This window comes from Streptomyces acidicola (assembly GCF_009377235.1).
Lineage (GTDB): Bacteria > Actinomycetota > Actinomycetes > Streptomycetales > Streptomycetaceae > Streptomyces > Streptomyces acidicola.
In genome coordinates this window covers 1-16,765 of sequence record NZ_VMNX01000211.1, presented here as the reverse complement: position 1 = coordinate 16,765, position 16,765 = coordinate 1, and the positions used below count along the sequence as shown (strand labels likewise).

Sequence of the window (16,765 nt, the reverse complement as noted above, 5' to 3'; positions counted from 1 at the left end):
GAGCGGGGTGTGCTTCGGGGGCGGGGCGGAGAGCACAGGGTGCGGAGGGCGTACAGAGCGGCCGTACGCCCTGCGGGTCCCGGACAGGCGGCCCACCCAGACAGCGAGGCGGTGGATGGGGTCGGTCATGTCAACGGTTCCGATCGAGTTCGCTGATGGCCGGATACGTCCAACACAACGAGACCTTACTGCTATTCACAAAAAGCAGCAAAGACTGAAGGCTGTCCCGAGAGAGGAGCACCAAGTCGCTTACCGTGTAAAGCGGCAAAGTCGGGGCTGTCGTCGGTCGTGGGAGGACATCGTGAGCGCAAGCAAGTGGGTCAGCACGTCGATGCCGTATCTGACGCCGCGCGAGAAAGGGCAGGGCGACGCGTGGAGTGCCGACGCGGCAGCCCAGGGCCGACGCGGCTCTCAGCGCATCGTCCACGCCGGAGAGGTGCCTGCGCCGACCGAGGTGGCGCGAGTGTTGGAGGTTCCGGTGGGGGAACCGGTCGTCGTACGGCAGCGCCTGATCCTTCTTGACGACGAGCCGAACGAACTGACGGACACCTACTACCCCATCGGCATCGCCCGGGGTACCGGGCTTGCCGGGACGGCCAAGATCCCCGGCGGAGCCGTCACGCTGCTGGCCCGGCTCGGGCACGTCGGTGCCCTCGTACGCGAAGACGTGACGGCAGGTATGCCCGACGAGGAGGAACGGAAGGCTCTGCGGACGGCGCCAGGAGAGCCGGTCCTGCGGCTCACCCGGCTCACGCTGGACCGCGACGACCGGCCGATCCAGGTCGACCGTATGGTGATGCCCGCCCTGCGGCAGCAGTTGCGCTACGAGATCAGGATCGGATGATCGTGCCCAAAGCCGAACCGGAAGCCCACGACCGCCGCTCGCTGCACGAACGGATCGCGGCGGACCTGCGCGACGACATCATGAGCGGCGAACTGCCGCCAGGCACCAACCTGCCCTCCACAGCACAGCTCAGGACCCGCTTCGGCGCGTCGAACGCCACAGTCCAGAAGGCCCTCCAACTCCTCAAGGACGAACGCCTGGTGGTCGGACGAGCAGGTGCGGCAGTGACGGTCCGCGAGCACCGTCAACGCACGATGCGCCCTGCCGCATCCCTGACACAGGACGCCGCCGAAGAGACCTTCCCCTGGCTGACCGAGGCCGCCAAGCACGGCGCGCACGCCCGCATCACCCTCCTCGACGTCGCGGAAACCCGTCCGCCCGCGGATGTTCGCGCCCTCCTCGGCCTCCCGGAGGACGGCGCGGCGCTTCTCCGGAGCCAGATCCTGCTGATCGACGATGAACCGGCCGAACTCGTCAAGTCCTACTACCCGTTGGACATCGCCCGGAGCACACCCCTGGCGGACCGTCGCAGGATCAAAGGCGGAACTCCCGCGCTCCTGACAGAACTCGGCCATCCACCCCGCCGGAGTGTGGACCGGGTCTCTGCCCGCGTTCCCACTCAGGAACAGTTCCAGGTCCTACGCCTCCCCAGCAGCCTGCCCGTCCTGTGCACTCTCCGCGTCGTCTACACCGACGACGGACGTCCGATCGAAGCGACGGCCATCGTGAAGGCTGGACACCTCTACGAGTTGCAATACGAGTTCATGCCGGAGTGACTGGTGTGCTTCAGGTGCGCGGACTCGGCGTGCCCTCGGACGGCAAGGACGGCCGGGCCGAGGAGTGCGGGGTTCGGCGACTCCGGATGTCGCGGGTGGATGCCCGTAGGGAGCGCGCAGTTGTAGCTTTACCGGGTGGTGACGAGCGACGCGTACCGGGAACTGGGCGAGGCCGCCTGGTCATGGGTGCTGAACCAGGTACGTGAGGACAAGGGCCCGTGGCTGCCGGAGACGGTAGCGGAGGACGACCAGGAAGAGGATCGGGACAGGGACCGGGAAGACGGCCAGGACGACGGCCAGGACGACGGCCGGAACACGGTACCTGCGAAGGACCGCGACACGTTGTACGCGGGGATTGCGGGCCTCGCCCCGGTGTTGGCGGAGATCGGGCAGTACCGGGAGCTGAGCGGGAGAGAACGGACGCTGGCGACGGGCATCGTGACCAGACTGTCGTCAGAGGCCAATGGCAGGACGGAACCATCGCTGTACAGCGGCCTGGCAGGCGACGCCATGGCGCTGAAGCTGCTCGCCCCGGGTAAGGAATCGATCGCACTGCGGCGGCTGGCCGACCTGGCGACCCCCGAAGGCTGGAAAACCACAGTCGAATTCGAACCGGGTTCCGACGCACCCCTCAACGACATCATCATGGGCACCGCCGGCGTGGTGCTGACGGCGGTCTGGGCGGGCGGCGAGTGCGCTGAGGCGATCGCGACGACGGGCAGTGAGGCCCTGCTGCGAGTGGCGGACCGCACGGAGGCGGGCCTGGACTGGGGGATAGCACCAGGCACGCAGTGGAGGGCACCGAACTACTCTCACGGGACCGCCGGGGTGGCCGCGGCGCTGGCAGTGGCGGGTGCAGCCCTGCACCGAGAGGACTTCGTCGAGGCTGCGGTGAAGGGAGCCCAACACGTACTGTCGGTGGGCTCGTTGGAGGACGACGGCTTCGTCGTCCCCCACACCATCCCCCCGTCAAAACGGGAGGTGGAACCGGTGACATACACCTGGTGCCACGGCCCAGCGGGCACCTCGCACCTGTTCACGGCACTGTCGCACGCGGGCGTGGCCGAGGTGGCGGGCCTTGATGTCGGCGGGCTGCGGCACCGCTGCCTGACCTCGATCCTCACCTCAGGAGTCCCGGAACGCCTGCGCCCCGGCTTCTGGGACAACGACGGCCGCTGTTGCGGAACGGCAGGCGTAGGGGACGTACTTCTGGACGCAGCGCAGGACTGCGAGAACCGCGAGGACTGCGAGGCAACAGCAAGAGCGGAAGCCCTCCTGCAGGCAGCGCGCAGGATGGGCGACGCGTTGGTGGAGCGGGCCGTCACAGACGAGACGGGCGCCCGATGGCGCTTCCTGGAACACCGCAAGGACCCACCGATCCTGCCCCCGGGCACGGCGTGGATGCAGGGCGCGGCGGGCATCGCCGCGTACCTTCTCCGCCTCGCCCGGTTCATCGAGACCGGACCGGATGCTCCGGTGGTGGACCGTCCGGACCAGTGGTGGGCAGTGCCGGCGCACCTGCGCAGTACGGCCTCATGACAGGAGCGGCGGGCCCGCCTGTTCGTGACGCGGACAGCTCCCTCGGCGCGGTAAGGACGCGTACGAACGCATCACGGAATACGCCAACTCCTCGCTTCAAGGGACGAGATGGCGTGTTCTTGTACGTATGAAGACCAGAGGCATGCTTGGAGCCGAACGAACACGGTGCGGTGCCGCTCTGCTCGCGACCGGCCTCCTGCTGGCGGCGACGGCCTGTAGCGGGGACGCGCCCGACGCAAAGCCCGCACACGCACGACCGGCCCCCGGCACCCCCGCGCCCTCCCCGAAGGACCTCAACACCGGCGACTTCAACGGCGACGGATACGACGACTACGCGGGCTACGTCGTCGCCAACTCCAAGGGCCCGGACAAGCGGTACTCCACCCACCTCGTCATCGTGTACGGATCGGCGAAGGGCCTGCGCCCGGAGTGGTCGCAGCGCCACACCGGCGTCGCGGGCGGCGGGCTGTTCCGCGCCGATCTGGACGGCGACGGCTACACGGATCTCATCGCCGGGAGGCCGGACACGAGGCGGGAGGGCACACCGAACGAGGGCAGCGTCGGGGCGTATCCGGGGCGGTACACCGGGGCGAACGGTGCCCGCGTGTGGTGGGGCGGCCCGCGCGGCCTGTCCGCCCCGGACGACCTGGCCGTACCGAAGGACACCCGGCTGCTGGCCGTCGCCGACTTCGACGGGGACGGCAGGACCGACCTCCTCGACGCGGGCTTCAAGAAGAGCCCCGACGAGCCCAGGGTCCGGGACGCCACCGACGGCCGCCTGCTCCTGGGCCCCTACGACCGTGACGGCGCCCCCGCCCGCACGGTCCCCCTCGACCTGGGCCAGGACGGCTGGGCCACCCCGGCCCGAGCCACAACCGGCGACTTCGACGGGGACGGCCGCGCCGAGGTGCTCCTGCACTACCAGTGCGTGGACTACGAGGACGAGACGACGCCGCCCTGCCACCAGTTGGAGACGCGCGAGGGCACGGCCGACGGAGGCCTCCCGGCCGCCCCCGCACTGGAAGCAGCCCTCTCCGACCTGAAGCTGTGGAACGGCTACGACGGGATCACGGCCGACGTGGGCGACGCCGACGGGGACGGCCTGGCCGACCTGCTGGTCAAGGACACCATCGGCAGCGGCGACGGAGTCGTACGCGTGCTCTACGGTGCGCGGTCGGGCCTCGGCACCGGGCGTGACACGGCCACCGTCGCGCCGGACCTCGGCGGCAGCTTCGGCTCCCCGGCCGCGGTGGGCGACATGACCGGCGACGGCCGCCCCGACCTGCTGATCAGCGCGCCGAACTTCCGCAACCACGACGGCCGGCTCACCCTCGTCCCGGGCACCTCCGACGGGAGCCCCGCCCCGATCGACGGGGCGACCAGCATGGACTCCACGACCGAGGGCCTGCCGGGCACCCGCAACCCCTACGAATGGAACGACTTCACCGCCGACCCGCCCCTCCTCGACGTGAACGGCGACGACCACGACGACGCGGTGCTGTTCCTGCCGCTGTACGAGAAGCGCAAGGGGATGTTCCTCGTCGTGTACGGCACGGACGACGGACTGACCCCGGACCGGACTGCCCACTTCACACCGGCCGACGTAGGAGTGTCCCGCTCTCTCTGACCCGTCTGAGCAGCCTGACCCGACTGACGACGCGGCCGTCATGGCCGGAACATGGCGCACCCGGCCCTTACCGCACCGCTCGGGCATGTGCATGATGGCTCGGTTGTTGTCATCGGTACGGATGAGGTGGACGGTGCGCGGGCGAGGGCAAGGGCGAAGAACAGGTATGCGTGTGACGGCGGCCCTGACAGCCGCCTGCGCTCTCCTCACCGCCTGCGGCTCCAGCCGGAACAGCGACGACGGCTCGGCGAAGAAGCCGGGCCCGGTCCCCGTGGCGAAGGCGCACGCGCGGGTGCCCGTGCCGCGCGGGGACGGCAGCAAGGTCGCCGACGACTTCAACGGCGACGGTCACCGTGACCTGGTCCTGAACGACCTGGTCAAGCGGCAGAGCCACGAGGACGACGCGGGCATCGGCATCGTGTACGGCACGGAAAGCGGACTGCGGCCGGGTGCACGGCAGTTGCTCTCCCCGGCCAAGCAGGCCGCCGCCACGAACGGCCGGCTCCCGGCCGTCTTCGACGCCGAGGAGAGCTGCGATCTGGACGGGGACGGCTTCACCGACCTCGTCATCTCCACCGACCCGCCGTACGACGGGCAGGGCCGGCCTCCCGTCCCGCTCCAGATCCTCTTCGGCTCACCGGGCGGCCTGACCGGCAAGGCGGTCAAGCTCACCGTCCCCGCGCGGGCCCGCGACGGCAACGACTGGCCCGACCAGCCGGTGTGCGGCGACTTCGACGGAGACGGCGCGAACGACCTCGTCCTGCACGCCTCGGAAAGCCAACTCACCTACCTGCGCGGCCCCTTCACCCGCAAGGGCGCCCCGCGCGCCGCGGGACAGCCGCTCGCCGCGCCCGGCAACGTCCCCACCGGCCCCGCGGTCGACGTCAACCGCGACGGCTACGACGACCTGCTGGTCCGCGAGGACGGCGACGCGTCCCCGTCGAGCGTCGTGTACGGCGGCCCGAACGGCCCCGCCCGCACCGGCTTCGCCCTCCCCGCGGGCGCCGACGTCGCCTTCGGTCGCTTCGGCCGGACCAAGGCCGCGCTCGACGCCGCGATCGGCTCCCAGGGCGGAACGTCACTGCGGTACGACCTCGCTGGTTCGGGGGCCACGGTGCGCGGCACGCTCGACGTGCCGGGCACGGTCCTCGACGCGGGCGACTTCGACGGCGACGGCTTCGACGAGCTCGTCTCCAGCGGCTCGGAGTTGAAAATCTTCCGGGGCCGTACGAGCGGACTGTCCACCTCCACCGTCGTCACCGTGAAGCCACCCGCGACGGGCACGACCCGCGTCCTGGCGGTGGCCGACCTCACCGGGGACGGTCTGGCCGACCTGGCCGTACGCACCTACCGGGGCGAGACGAAGGACACGGTCGCGGTGTACCCGGGCCGGAAGAACGGACTGGTGGCCGCCAAGCCACAGGTCACCTTCTCCACGGCGGAGTTCCTGGCGGGGAGCGGCTGAGGTCACGCCCGCACACCCCTGCCGTCCCGGCAACCCCAATAACCCCATTTGTTCATCTGACGTCCGCCAACCCTGCCCCACCCCCAGAGGTCGACTCCGTCGAGGAAATCTTCCGGCATTCGGGCCCGTCCCCGGACAGTGAGCGGGCCCGCCTCCGACCCTGGAGTCCCCTTGCGCATACGCTCGTTAGCCCTGACCACCGGCCTCCTCGCCACCGGCCTGGCCCCCCTCGCCCTGGCCGCGCCCGCCACCGCGGCCCCCGCCAAGTACGGGGACGACTTCAACGGCGACGGCTACCGCGACTACGCCGTCTTCGGCGGCAGCCCCGACGGCACCAGCAACGGCGGTGTCAAGGTCACCTTCGGCACGGCCGACGGCCCCGGAACGAAGACCCAGTTCATCGACCAGTCGAGCCCCGGCGTCCCCGGCACCGACGAGGAGAACGACGCCTTCGGCGAGATACGCGCCGCCGCCGACTTCAACAACGACGGCTACGGCGACCTGGCCGTCTCCGCCACCGGCGAGGAGGAGGGCGGCCGCAAGTACCAGGGCTCGGTCACCATCCTCTGGGGCAGCAAGAACGGCCTCTCCGGCGGCCTGCGCATCCCGCCCAAGGACGCGGCGGCCGGGGGCCGGATGGGCCGCGACCTCGCCACCGGCGACTTCAACGGCGACGGCGAGCAGGACCTCGCGGTCGTCAACAACGGCAAGGCGTACGTCTACCGGGGTCCCATCGACAAGTCCGGCGTCCACGGCTCGGTCACCACCCTGGACAAGGAGGGGTCGGACTTCTCGGCCACCAGCCTGATCGCGGGCAAGGTCACCGGCGACAAGAAGACCGACCTCGTCATCATCGGCGACGTCGTCTCCGGCTCGGACATCGGCTCCGAGGCCTGGTTCATCAAGGGCGGCGAGGCCAAGCTCTACCCCGGCAAGTCCGTCCAGCTGGAGGCCCCGAACGAACCGGGCCACACCGAGCGGGGCGGCGACGGTGTCATCGCCGACTTCGACAAGGACGGCTACGGCGACATCGCCATCGGCACCCAGGTGCACAAGAACTACACGGGCCGCGTGACCATCTGGTACGGCGGCTCCTCCGCACCCTCCACCAGGACGGCCCGCTTCACCCAGAACTCCAGCGGTATCAAGGGCACGGCGGAGTCGGGCGACGCGTTCGGCCGTGCGGTCGCCGCCGGCGACGTCAACGGCGACGGCTACCAGGACCTCGCGGTCGGCTCGGAGGGTGAGGTCATCAACGGCGCCCGTTTCGCGGGCGGCGTCCACGTCCTCTACGGCCGCGCGTCCGGCCTGACCGGCACGGGCTCGCAGTGGTTCGCCCGCAACGTGGCCGGCGTCCCGGGCGACGTCAACGAGTTCGACTACTTCGGCGGGACGGTACGCCTCCGCGACGGCAACGGCGACGGCTACGCCGACCTGTACGTGGCGGGCCAGGAAGGCCACGTACGACTGCCGGGCTCCAAGTCGGGCATCACGACGACCGGGGCCACGACCGTGGACTGGACGACTGTCGCGGGGATCAGCCAGTAGCGGTGGGCGGTCCCTCGGGCCTGTAGTACTTCGGCGACGTCCTCACGGCCTCACCCCGCACCCGCCCAACCCCCCGTTCCTCGGCAATTGGCAGATGTGGGCCAGTTCTGAAGACGCTCACCAGGCACTTCTGGAGTCACCGGCGGCCCACATCTGCCAATCGCTCCATAAGTCAGAAGGTCACCGAGGTCGGTACAACCCTGTGCCTGGGCCAGTGGTCCATTGCTCGCGGGGTTCTTCCGCCCTGGCGCCGCCGCCTCCAGCTCGGGAGCCCCGGCGTTCGGTACGACGCTGGGCGGCTGACGCCCCTGACGCCCCCTGACGCCTCTGACGGCAGCCGGAATTCAGTCGCCAACTCTCCAGGAGACACATGGACATGAAGAGACCCATTCGCGCCGGCTTGGCCACGGCGACGGCGGCGGCCCTGACCGGCGGGCTGCTGACCCTGGCCACGGCAGCCCCGGCGAGCGCGGCCGCGGCGAAGTACGCGGACGACTTCAACGGTGACGGTTACCGCGACTACGCGGTGTACTCCTACGGCCCGGCCGGCGGCAGCAAGGGCGGCGGCGTCCTGGTCACCTTCGGCACGGCCAACGGGCACGGTACGAAGACCCAGTTCATCGACCAGGCCAGCCCCGGCGTCCCCGGCGCCGACGAAACGGACGACTTCTTCGGTGAGGTCCGCACCGCTGCCGACTTCAACAACGACGGCTACGGCGACCTCGCGGTGACCGCCATCGGCGAGGACGTCGACGGCCGTAAGGACCAGGGCGCCGTCACCGTCCTCTGGGGCAGCAAGGACGGCCTCTCGGGCGGCCTCACCATCCCCAACAAGGGCCCCAAGCAGTCGTACGCCCGTATGGGCTCCGACCTGGCCACCGGCGACTTCAACGGTGACGGCAAGCCGGACCTGGCCCTCGTCAACGCCGGCAAGACGTACGTCTACCGGGGATCCATCAGCAAGTCCGGCGTCCACGGCACGGTCAGCACCCTGGACAAGGAGTCGTCCAGCTTCTACTCCACCGCCGTGATCGCGGGCAAGGTCGACAAGGACGGCAAGACCGACCTCGTCATCATCGGCGACGTCGTCACCGACACGTACATCGCCTCGGACGCCTGGTTCGTCAAGGGCGGCGAGGTCAGGCTCTACCCCGGCAAGACGCTCCGCCTGGAGAGCGTCAACGGCAACGGCGGCGAGGCCGACCGGGGCGGCGACGGCGTCATCAACGACTTCAACAAGGACGGTTACGGCGACATCGCCATCGGTACCCCGCTGTACGACAAGTGGAAGGGCCGTGTCTCGATCTGGTACGGCTCGTCCTCGGGCCCGGACAAGAGCGCGCGCTTCACCCAGTCGACCTCGGGCATCGCAGGCACCCCGGAGGCGTACGACTCCTTCGGCGACTCGATCTCGTCCGGCGACATCAACGGCGACGGCTACCGCGACCTCGCGATCGGCGTCCCCGGCGAGGCACTGGGCGGCCATGACGGAGCGGGCGGCGTCGAGATCCTGTACGGGCGCGCCTCCGGTTTGTCCGCCACGGGCTCGCAGTGGTTCGCCCGCAACACGACAGGCGTACCGGGCGACCTCCAGACCGGCGAGTACTTCGGCAGCACGGTGCGCCTCCGCGACACCAACCGCGACGGCAAGGCCGACCTGTACGTGGAGGGTGAGTCCGGCTCGCTGGTGCTGCGGGGTTCGTCGACGGGGGTCACGACGTCGGGCGCCACGGCCGTGGAAAGCGACACGGTCAGGGGGATGCTTCAGTAGCCGTCGCGCAGGTGACGTATGAGGGCGGCGAGTCCGGTGCCGGTGGTTGCTATCACGGTGCTGGGCTCGTTGCTTTCGCGGAGGAGGAGGGTGCCCTGGCTGGCGGCGAGTTCGACGCAGTTAGCCGCGTCACCGCCGCTGGAGAACGACGACTTCTGCCAGGCGATGCCGTGTGCCATGTCAGGACCCTTCACATGCTCTGCGCGATCTGGTGGATGAACTCCCGCGACTCTACGGCGCCCAGCGCGGCCGCCTCCACCGTGCGGAGAACTTCGCGGTAGCGGGCGAGTTGCGCCTCTGCATCCAGGAAAGCACTGCCGTGCTGGTTGTCCACCACCACGGTGTCCAGCCGGGGCACGGGCCCGCCTGCGTACGTCGCGGGGTCGACGACACCGGCGAAGCCGTCGACGTCGAACGGCACCACACGGATCGTCGCGTTGGGCAACTCGGACTGTTCCAGAAGCCACAACAGCTGCGCCATCGCAACCTTCCGGTTGGCCACCCTGATCCTGAGCGCGGCCTCATGGATCAACGCCTCATAGCGCAGGCCCGCGAGGGCCTCCTGGCGGCGGAGCCGGAACTGCACCCGCGTCTCCAACGCCTCATCCGCGAGGCGCGGCACCGACCCGGAGAAGATCGCCCGTACCTGGTCCTCGGTCTGGAGCAGGCCCGGGATGTGCACGCTCTCGAACGTCCTCAAGTGCGCCGAATGAGCCTCCAGTTCGGCCAGGTCCAGGTACCCGATCGGCACCCGCCCGCGATAGTCCTCCCACCAGCCACGCCCCCGCTCGGTCGCCATCGCCACGAGCGCGTCAACGAGAGCGGCATCATCACACGTGTACTGACTGGCCCAGTGCCGGACGCGCTCCGCACTCACCCCCACGCGCCCCACCTCAGTACTTGAGAGCTTGGTCTCGGCGATACCCAGCGCCCGCGCAGCCTCTCGGCCCGACAACCCCGCCCGTTCGCGAAGCTTGCGCAGCTCGGCACCAAGCCGTTCCTGACGCGCGGTGATGACGCTCCTTGCCGGCATATTCCCCTTCTCTCATCCGAGTTGAGAGACCGAGTATCGCAGTTCCACTTGCCATGGATACACATTTACCCCTACCGTGAGTGATGCAATGAGCACCCTGCGGAGCGGAAGCGCATCGCCCCACCCTGCCTGCGGCGCGACAGGCCACCGCCCGAACCCCCCTCACACTTCACCCCTCACCAAGGAGAGCCCATGGCCCCCTGGGAGTACACCCTCTACATCCCCAACGACCCCCGAGCCGTCCGCATCAGCCGCCGCACCCTCCGCGACATCCTCACGACCCACGACCTCCCCGCCCTCATCGAGCCCGCGGAGCTCCTCGCCTCCGAGCTCCTCTCCAACGCCGTCCGGCACACCAAGGGGCCCGCCGCCCTCAAGATCAGACGATCGGGCCCCTCGTTCCGCCTGGGCGCCTGGGACACGGACTCCACGCCCCCGACCGCGTCACCCGCAGCCCTCTGCGACGAGCACGGCCGCGGCCTCAACATCGTCGACGCGTACGCCGACGACTGGGGCTGGTTCAAGGTCAACGGCAACGGCAACGGCAACGGCGGCAAATACATCTGGTGCGAACTCAGTTGTGACCGTTGAACCCCACCCCCTCCCAACCCGCGCAACCCCACATGACCTCCAGGTGTCACACAGGTGAACCGAACAGAACCACCGGACTGACCCACCCACTTGGAGCCCCTGGAGCCCCCGTGCGCATACGGACCCACTCCCTGGCCGCGGCCACCGTCATCGCCCTGGCCCTCACCCCGATCGCCTGGACCACCCCGACGGCCACAGCCGCCGCACCCGACCCCACGGTCAGCGACTTCAACGCGGACGGTTACGCGGACCTGGCCGTCGGCGTTCCCGACGCCACGGTGGGCGGCAGAACCAAGGCCGGATACGTCAACATCGTCTGGGGCGGCAAGAGGGGCCTCGGCGCACACGGGAACACCCGCATCAGCCAGGCACGGCCCGGCGTCCCCGGCACCCCGGAGACGGGCGACCGCTTCGGCGCCGCCGTGGCCGTGGCCGACGTGGACGGCGACGGCACGGCGGACCTGGTGATCGGCGCCCCCGGCGAGGACGTCACCGGCCGCGGCACGGACGCGGGCACCGTCGCCGTACTGCGGGGCGCGAAGGGCGGCCTGGGCACGGCCACCACGGTGGCGAACGGACCGTCGGCGTCGGCGGCATACGGCAGATCCGTGACGGCGGCCGACCTGACGGGCGACGGCGCGACAGACCTGGCGATCGGCGCGACGGACACGGTGGTACTGGCACCGAACGACGGGCCCCGCTCCACGGTCGTCACCGCCCCCATGGGCGGCCGCGCCCCCGTCCTGGCCACCGGCGACTTCGACAACGACGGCACGGCGGACCTGGCGGTGGCGTACTGGACGAGAACCCAGCCCTACACGCAGTCGCACGTACGCCTGTGGAGCTGGGAGCCCTCCGAATCCCGCCTGGCCAACATCTGGAACACCGACAACGCCGGTGTCACGGCTCTCGCCTCCGGCGACTTCGACGGCGACGGCCACGACGACCTGGCCCTCGGCGAGTGCCGGGAGATCGCCGACGAGAACATCGACGACCCCTGCGGCCCGGAGGAGTACGCGAAGGGCGGCGGCATCCACATCCACTACGGAGGCGCAAGGGGCTTCAGCGCTCGGGAGCAGACCCTCAACCAGGACACACCCGGCGTGTACGGCCGCGCCGAGGACGGCGACCGTTTCGGCGCCTCACTGGCCGTACTGGACTGGAACGGCGACGGCCGCGACGACCTGATCGCGGGCGCCCCCGGAGAGGCGATCGGCACGCGCGCGGGCGCCGGCGCGGCCACGCTGCTGCTGGGCCGCTCCGGCGGCCTGGTCGCCCCCTCCGGCGAGGCGACCTCAACGGCCTACAGCCAGAACACACCCGGCGTCCCGGGCGTCGCGGAGACGGGCGACGCCTTCGGCACAGCCGTGGCAACAGGCGACTACGATCACGACGGCACCCCGGACGCGGCGATCGGCGCAACCGGCGAGAACAACAAATCAGGCGGAGTCTGGCTCCTCCCAGCCCTCTCGCCCACCGCCTCCTACGCCATCACCCCGACCCGCCTGGGCCTCCCCTCCCCGTCAACGGCACTCTCGTACGGCAGAACCCTGAGTAGTCACTGAGTCCCTTCTGACAGCCCCTTAGGGGATGTCACAGCTCGGCCGCAAAGGTGTCCCCGTTCCTCGGTGCGCCCTACGTCACACCCCGGGACCAGGTACGTTCGAAGGCGTGGCTGGATTCAGGATCGGACGCGGCCGGAACAACGGCGCTCCTCAAGCGCGACCGCACAACCCTCCGTACGGACAGCAGCCCCCACAGGGCGGCCCGTCGTACGGCTACCCACAGGCGCCGCAGCGACCTCCGCACGGCGGGGGTCAGCCGTACGGCGCCCAGGGCGGCCCCGGCGGCCAGTCGGGCTGGCCGCAGGCGCACGGCGGGAACCACGGCGAGCCGGAGTACTTCGGCGACGGCGGCCGCCAGGGCTACCCCCAGGGCCCGGGCCAGGGCCACGACCCGTACGCGGCCAACAACCCGGGCCACACCCAGGCGTTCTCGGTCGGCGAGGACCTGTACAACCAGGGCGGCGCATACCGCGCGGGCCAGGCCCCGGCGCCGCCGGCGGGCCCGCGCCTGCACTGGAAGGAACTGCTGCGCGGCATCGTGATGTCGCCGAACCAGACCTTCCTCGTCATGCGCGACTACACGATGTGGGCCCCGGCTTTCCTCGTCACCCTCCTCTACGGCCTGCTCGCCGTCTTCGGCTTCGACGGCGCCCGCGCGGACGCGATCAACGCGACGCTGTCGAACGCGATCCCGATCGTCCTGACGACAGCGGTCGCCATGGTCGTGAGCACGTTCATCCTGGGCGTGGTGACCCACACCCTGGCCCGCCAACTCGGTGGCGACGGCGCCTGGCAGCCCACGGTCGGCCTCTCCATGCTGATCATGTGCATCACGGACACCCCGCGCCTGGTGGTCGCCATGTTCGCGAGCGGCGACGCCCCCTTCGTCCAGCTCCTCGGCTGGGCCACCTGGGTCGCCGCGGGCGCCCTGCTGACCCTGATGGTCTCCAAGTCCCACGACCTGCCGTGGCCGAAGGCCCTGGGCGCGTCGGCGATCCAGCTGATCGCGATTCTGTCGCTCGTCAAGCTGGGGACGTTCTAGTTCCGACCCCTACGTGTGAAGGGCCCCGGCGAATCTCGTGGCCGGGGCCCTTCACACGCCTGGACGCTCCGGGGCGCGTGAGCGCGCGATCCGGCTTCAGGAGGCGCGACCGGACGCGGACGTCGAGGCAAGCGGACCTGTCGACACGTCCGTGGGCAGATCGGTGGACAGATCCCTGGGTCGATCGGTGGGCAGGTCCGTTGAGTCGACGCTGACGCTCAGCTCAAACCTGTGCTTGACCTGGCGTTTCTTCGGGTTGACGGCGACAGCGGTCGCCTCGACGCTGAGGTCCTGCCCTTCCGGCAGGTACAGCATCGGCGTGTACTTGTCATGATTGTTCTGGACCGCGTCGATCTGCCGCCGAGTCGGTGGGACCTGAATCTCGACGGTGTCCCCGACCTCCGCGCCCGTCAGCTTGCCCCAGACCGTACGGCACGCCGGGCCGTACCGGATCTCCAGGCGCATGGTGCCCGCCAAGTCGTACTTGAGGGTCCTGGCCCCGGTCCCGCAGCCGGTCGCCTTGGGGTCGAGCCCGTCACACTCCAACCCCGAACACGTGGGCGCCGACGACGCGCCGGCGCTGCTTACCGCATCCGTATCCGTGGCCGTGGCGCCCCCGGGGCCGCTCTCCGAGCCACCGTCGCCGACCACCGAAGTCAGGAGAACGGACACCACGGCCCCGACGACGGTGACGAAGACGGCCCCAACGAGCGTCTGCGGCCCAAGCCCACGGCCCCACGCAACGACGCGCCCCAGGCGCCCCCCACGGGAACCGCCGGGGTCATCGTCCGGCCCACCGACAGCGCCACTGGAACCACCACCAGAACCACCACCGGAACCGCCACTGGCACCACCCACGCCACTCGCACCCGCGTCTGGTGGCGCATCCGCGCGCCCCGTACCGACGGCCCTGCCCTCGGGACCCACGGTTCGCCCCTCGGGACCGCCGCCCGTGTCGTCCGGTAACGGACCACCCGTCCCGTCCGCCATCTCCGTCTCCCCCTTCTCCTACCGCCCGACGAAGGCTTCCCCGCACCGGTGGCGCGTGCGGTCGAAGGCCCTTTCCCATCCCCTTCGCGCACCACGCGTACTCCTACGACATCCCCGCCATTTCTCCCAACTCCTATACATCAAGGGCTCGTTGGCGCCGCAGGACGGCGCCCCCGGCCGAGCGCTGAGACAAGAATGAGACAAGAAGGGGGCGCTGCGGACGCCGAACCGGCAGCTCTCGCGTCAACCGCGGGAACGGCGACGGTTAACCACCCTCACCACCGACCCGTGGCAGCGGGCCCAGGCCGCAGACCTCGGTCGGCGCCTTTGGCGCCCTACGCGTCGAGCACCTGCCCGGCCCGTTTCACCACAGGCGGCTCGACACTCCACGGGAAGTTCACCCAGGCATCCGTACGCTTCCAGACGTACTCGCACTTGACGAGGCTCTGCGACTTCTCGTAGATCACCGCCGAACGCACCTCGGCGACGGTCTCCAGGCAGAAGTCGTACACGAGCTTCAGCGTCTTACCCGTGTCGGCGACATCGTCAGCGATCAGCACCTTCTTGTCGGTGAAATCGATCGCGTTCGGAACGGGCGCCAGCATCACAGGCATCTCGAGCGTCTGCCCCACGCCCGTGTAGAACTCGACATTGACCAGATGAATATTCTTGCAATCCAGGGCATAGGCAAGCCCTCCAGCAACGAACACGCCTCCACGGGCGATGGAGAGGATGACGTCGGGCTGGTACCCGTCATCGGCGATGACCTGGGCAAGCTCACGGACGGCGCGACCGAAGACCTCGTAGGAGAGGTTCTCGCGCGCAGGGTCGGCCGCGGGGGAAACGTCAGTCATGCTCGACCGCCCTCTCAGACCTGCGTCCGATGGAAATTGAGGAAGGACCGGGACGCGGTGGGCCCACGCTGCCCCTGGTACCGGGACCCGTACCGCTCACTCCCGTACGGGGACTCGGACGGAGAGCTGAGCCGGAACATGCACAGCTGCCCGATCTTCATGCCCGGCCAGAGCTTGATCGGCAGGGTGGCGAGGTTGGAGAGCTCAAGGGTCACATGCCCGGAGAACCCGGGATCGATGAACCCGGCGGTGGAGTGGGTGACGAGCCCGAGCCGCCCGAGAGAACTCTTCCCTTCCAGCCTGGAGGCAAGATCATCGGGGAGGCTGATGACCTCATAGGTACTGGCGAGCACGAACTCCCCGGGGTGCAGGATGAACGGCTCATCCCCCTCCGGCTCCACCAGCCTGGTCAGATCCGCCTGCTCGATGGACGGATCGATGTGCGGGTACCGGTGATTCTCGAACACCCGAAAGTAGCGATCGAGCCGCACGTCGACGCTCGACGGCTGCACCATGGTTTCGTCGTACGGATCGATCCGCACCCGTCCGGCGTCGATCTCGGCCCGGATGTCCTTGTCTGAGAGAAGCACGCCCCGAGGATACGCAAGACGCGCGGACCGCCCACAACGAGGACGACCCGCGCGCCTGCTCACTCCTTCTGCTACTGCGCTACCGCATACAGCCAGGCCACTGCGTGCCCGCCGAGCCACAGCTCACCGTCGAACCACGGCTCGCACAAACCGCACGGCTTACGTGACCTACGCGACCTACGCGACCTACGTGACCTACGTGACCTACGTGACCTACGCGGCTTACGCGACCTACCGCTGGCTATCGCTTCTCAAGCGCCACAGGCACGACACTGCGAAGCCGGGCACACCGCGGACAGCGGATCAGCCGGCCGGGGCCGAGTCGCTCGGCCTGCTGCATCGGGAACGAAGCGGTGCTGAACACGTGCCCATCGGCACAGCGGACGACGGTGCGTTCCATCAAGTCCAAGAGTCCCTTCCCCAAGAGCCGCGTCGGGCTTACTGCCCTGACGACGAAAGCCACATTACGGGATGAAAGGGACGGCCCTCCAGGCGGCACCCCGACCGCACACAGACCCTCTTCCCCGCCC

The 16,765-nt window shown here is 69.7% G+C and carries 16 protein-coding genes; 11 read left to right on the top strand and 5 right to left on the bottom strand.

The features are described from left to right. The first annotated feature begins 301 nt into the window (after window positions 1–301). From FPZ41_RS36110 to FPZ41_RS36080, 7 genes are all read left to right on the top strand, one after another. Window positions 302–844, top strand: a complete 543-nt coding sequence (locus FPZ41_RS36110; protein ID WP_322621154.1) for a GntR family transcriptional regulator — start codon at window positions 302–304, stop codon at window positions 842–844. After that, window positions 841–1,620 carry a GntR family transcriptional regulator gene (locus FPZ41_RS36105; RefSeq protein WP_152867787.1) on the top strand — a complete coding sequence of 260 codons (780 nt, stop codon included), beginning with the start codon at window positions 841–843 and terminating at the stop codon, window positions 1,618–1,620. Before FPZ41_RS36110 ends, FPZ41_RS36105 begins: the two co-directional genes overlap by 4 nt. 135 nt (window positions 1,621–1,755) lie before the next feature. Then, window positions 1,756–3,159: a lanthionine synthetase LanC family protein gene (locus FPZ41_RS36100; protein WP_322621153.1), complete on the top strand. Its 1,404-nt coding sequence runs from the start codon at window positions 1,756–1,758 to the stop codon at window positions 3,157–3,159. Window positions 3,160–3,301: 142 nt separating this feature from the next. Next, window positions 3,302–4,786, top strand: a complete 1,485-nt coding sequence (locus tag FPZ41_RS36095; protein WP_152867786.1) for an FG-GAP repeat domain-containing protein — start codon at window positions 3,302–3,304, stop codon at window positions 4,784–4,786. A gap of 166 nt (window positions 4,787–4,952) precedes the next feature. Further along, the gene (locus FPZ41_RS36090; protein WP_152867785.1) at window positions 4,953–6,251 is read left to right on the top strand and encodes an FG-GAP repeat domain-containing protein; all 1,299 of its coding nucleotides are present in this window, start codon (window positions 4,953–4,955) and stop codon (window positions 6,249–6,251) included. Window positions 6,252–6,422: 171 nt separating this feature from the next. Next, complete coding sequence (locus FPZ41_RS36085; protein WP_152867784.1) at window positions 6,423–7,799, top strand: FG-GAP and VCBS repeat-containing protein; 1,377 nt, start codon at window positions 6,423–6,425, stop codon at window positions 7,797–7,799. Between the two features lie 376 nt (window positions 7,800–8,175). Then, a complete protein-coding gene (locus FPZ41_RS36080; RefSeq protein ID WP_152867783.1) occupies window positions 8,176–9,570 on the top strand; it encodes an FG-GAP and VCBS repeat-containing protein in 1,395 nt (464 codons plus the stop codon). Here FPZ41_RS36080 and FPZ41_RS36075 read toward each other — a convergent pair. Next, on the bottom strand, window positions 9,564–9,749 hold the full coding sequence (locus FPZ41_RS36075) for a DUF397 domain-containing protein (RefSeq protein WP_152867782.1): 186 nt from the start codon (window positions 9,747–9,749) through the stop codon (window positions 9,564–9,566). The genes FPZ41_RS36080 and FPZ41_RS36075 overlap by 7 nt on opposite strands. 11 nt (window positions 9,750–9,760) lie before the next feature. Next, window positions 9,761–10,603 carry a helix-turn-helix domain-containing protein gene (locus FPZ41_RS36070; protein WP_152867781.1) on the bottom strand — a complete coding sequence of 281 codons (843 nt, stop codon included), beginning with the start codon at window positions 10,601–10,603 and terminating at the stop codon, window positions 9,761–9,763. A gap of 192 nt (window positions 10,604–10,795) precedes the next feature. Here FPZ41_RS36070 and FPZ41_RS36065 point away from each other — a divergent pair, with 192 nt between their 5' ends. From FPZ41_RS36065 to FPZ41_RS36055, 3 genes are all read left to right on the top strand, one after another. After that, window positions 10,796–11,194 (top strand): ATP-binding protein, encoded by a 399-nt coding sequence (locus FPZ41_RS36065; RefSeq protein ID WP_152867780.1) that lies wholly within the window; start codon window positions 10,796–10,798, stop codon window positions 11,192–11,194. Between the two features lie 110 nt (window positions 11,195–11,304). Further along, a complete protein-coding gene (locus FPZ41_RS36060; protein ID WP_322621151.1) occupies window positions 11,305–12,759 on the top strand; it encodes an FG-GAP-like repeat-containing protein in 1,455 nt (484 codons plus the stop codon). A 25-nt stretch (window positions 12,760–12,784) separates the two neighbouring features. Next, the gene (locus FPZ41_RS36055; RefSeq protein WP_152867778.1) at window positions 12,785–13,801 is read left to right on the top strand and encodes a YIP1 family protein; all 1,017 of its coding nucleotides are present in this window, start codon (window positions 12,785–12,787) and stop codon (window positions 13,799–13,801) included. Window positions 13,802–13,897: 96 nt separating this feature from the next. Here the strand turns inward: FPZ41_RS36055 and FPZ41_RS50010 are convergent, their stop codons facing one another. From FPZ41_RS50010 to dcd, 3 genes are all read right to left on the bottom strand, one after another. Beyond that, window positions 13,898–14,476 (bottom strand): DUF2690 domain-containing protein, encoded by a 579-nt coding sequence (locus FPZ41_RS50010; protein ID WP_152867777.1) that lies wholly within the window; start codon window positions 14,474–14,476, stop codon window positions 13,898–13,900. 650 nt (window positions 14,477–15,126) lie between these two features. Continuing rightward, on the bottom strand, window positions 15,127–15,645 hold the full coding sequence (locus FPZ41_RS36045; protein WP_152867776.1) for a phosphoribosyltransferase: 519 nt from the start codon (window positions 15,643–15,645) through the stop codon (window positions 15,127–15,129). Between the two features lie 14 nt (window positions 15,646–15,659). Next, window positions 15,660–16,235 carry a dCTP deaminase gene (gene dcd, locus FPZ41_RS36040; RefSeq protein WP_131571345.1) on the bottom strand — a complete coding sequence of 192 codons (576 nt, stop codon included), beginning with the start codon at window positions 16,233–16,235 and terminating at the stop codon, window positions 15,660–15,662. A gap of 163 nt (window positions 16,236–16,398) precedes the next feature. On the opposite strand from dcd, the gene FPZ41_RS47490 reads away from it, so the two are divergent. Further along, a complete protein-coding gene (locus tag FPZ41_RS47490) occupies window positions 16,399–16,710 on the top strand; it encodes a hypothetical protein (RefSeq protein WP_194236336.1) in 312 nt (103 codons plus the stop codon). Window positions 16,711–16,765 lie beyond the last annotated feature (55 nt).

What these genes read in the sequence shown, in the direction of transcription:
- FPZ41_RS36045 (WP_152867776.1), bottom strand. Translation starts at nt 15,645, where the DNA reads ATGACTGACGTTTCCCCCGCGGCCGACCCTGCGCGCGAGAACCTCTCC.
- FPZ41_RS36105 (WP_152867787.1), top strand. Translation starts at nt 841, where the DNA reads ATGATCGTGCCCAAAGCCGAACCGGAAGCCCACGACCGCCGCTCGCTG.
- FPZ41_RS36065 (WP_152867780.1), top strand. Translation starts at nt 10,796, where the DNA reads ATGGCCCCCTGGGAGTACACCCTCTACATCCCCAACGACCCCCGAGCC.
- FPZ41_RS36070 (WP_152867781.1), bottom strand. Translation starts at nt 10,603, where the DNA reads ATGCCGGCAAGGAGCGTCATCACCGCGCGTCAGGAACGGCTTGGTGCC.
- FPZ41_RS36080 (WP_152867783.1), top strand. Translation starts at nt 8,176, where the DNA reads ATGAAGAGACCCATTCGCGCCGGCTTGGCCACGGCGACGGCGGCGGCC.
- FPZ41_RS36075 (WP_152867782.1), bottom strand. Translation starts at nt 9,749, where the DNA reads ATGGCACACGGCATCGCCTGGCAGAAGTCGTCGTTCTCCAGCGGCGGT.
- FPZ41_RS36095 (WP_152867786.1), top strand. Translation starts at nt 3,302, where the DNA reads ATGCTTGGAGCCGAACGAACACGGTGCGGTGCCGCTCTGCTCGCGACC.
- FPZ41_RS36090 (WP_152867785.1), top strand. Translation starts at nt 4,953, where the DNA reads ATGCGTGTGACGGCGGCCCTGACAGCCGCCTGCGCTCTCCTCACCGCC.
- FPZ41_RS36055 (WP_152867778.1), top strand. Translation starts at nt 12,785, where the DNA reads ATGTCACAGCTCGGCCGCAAAGGTGTCCCCGTTCCTCGGTGCGCCCTA.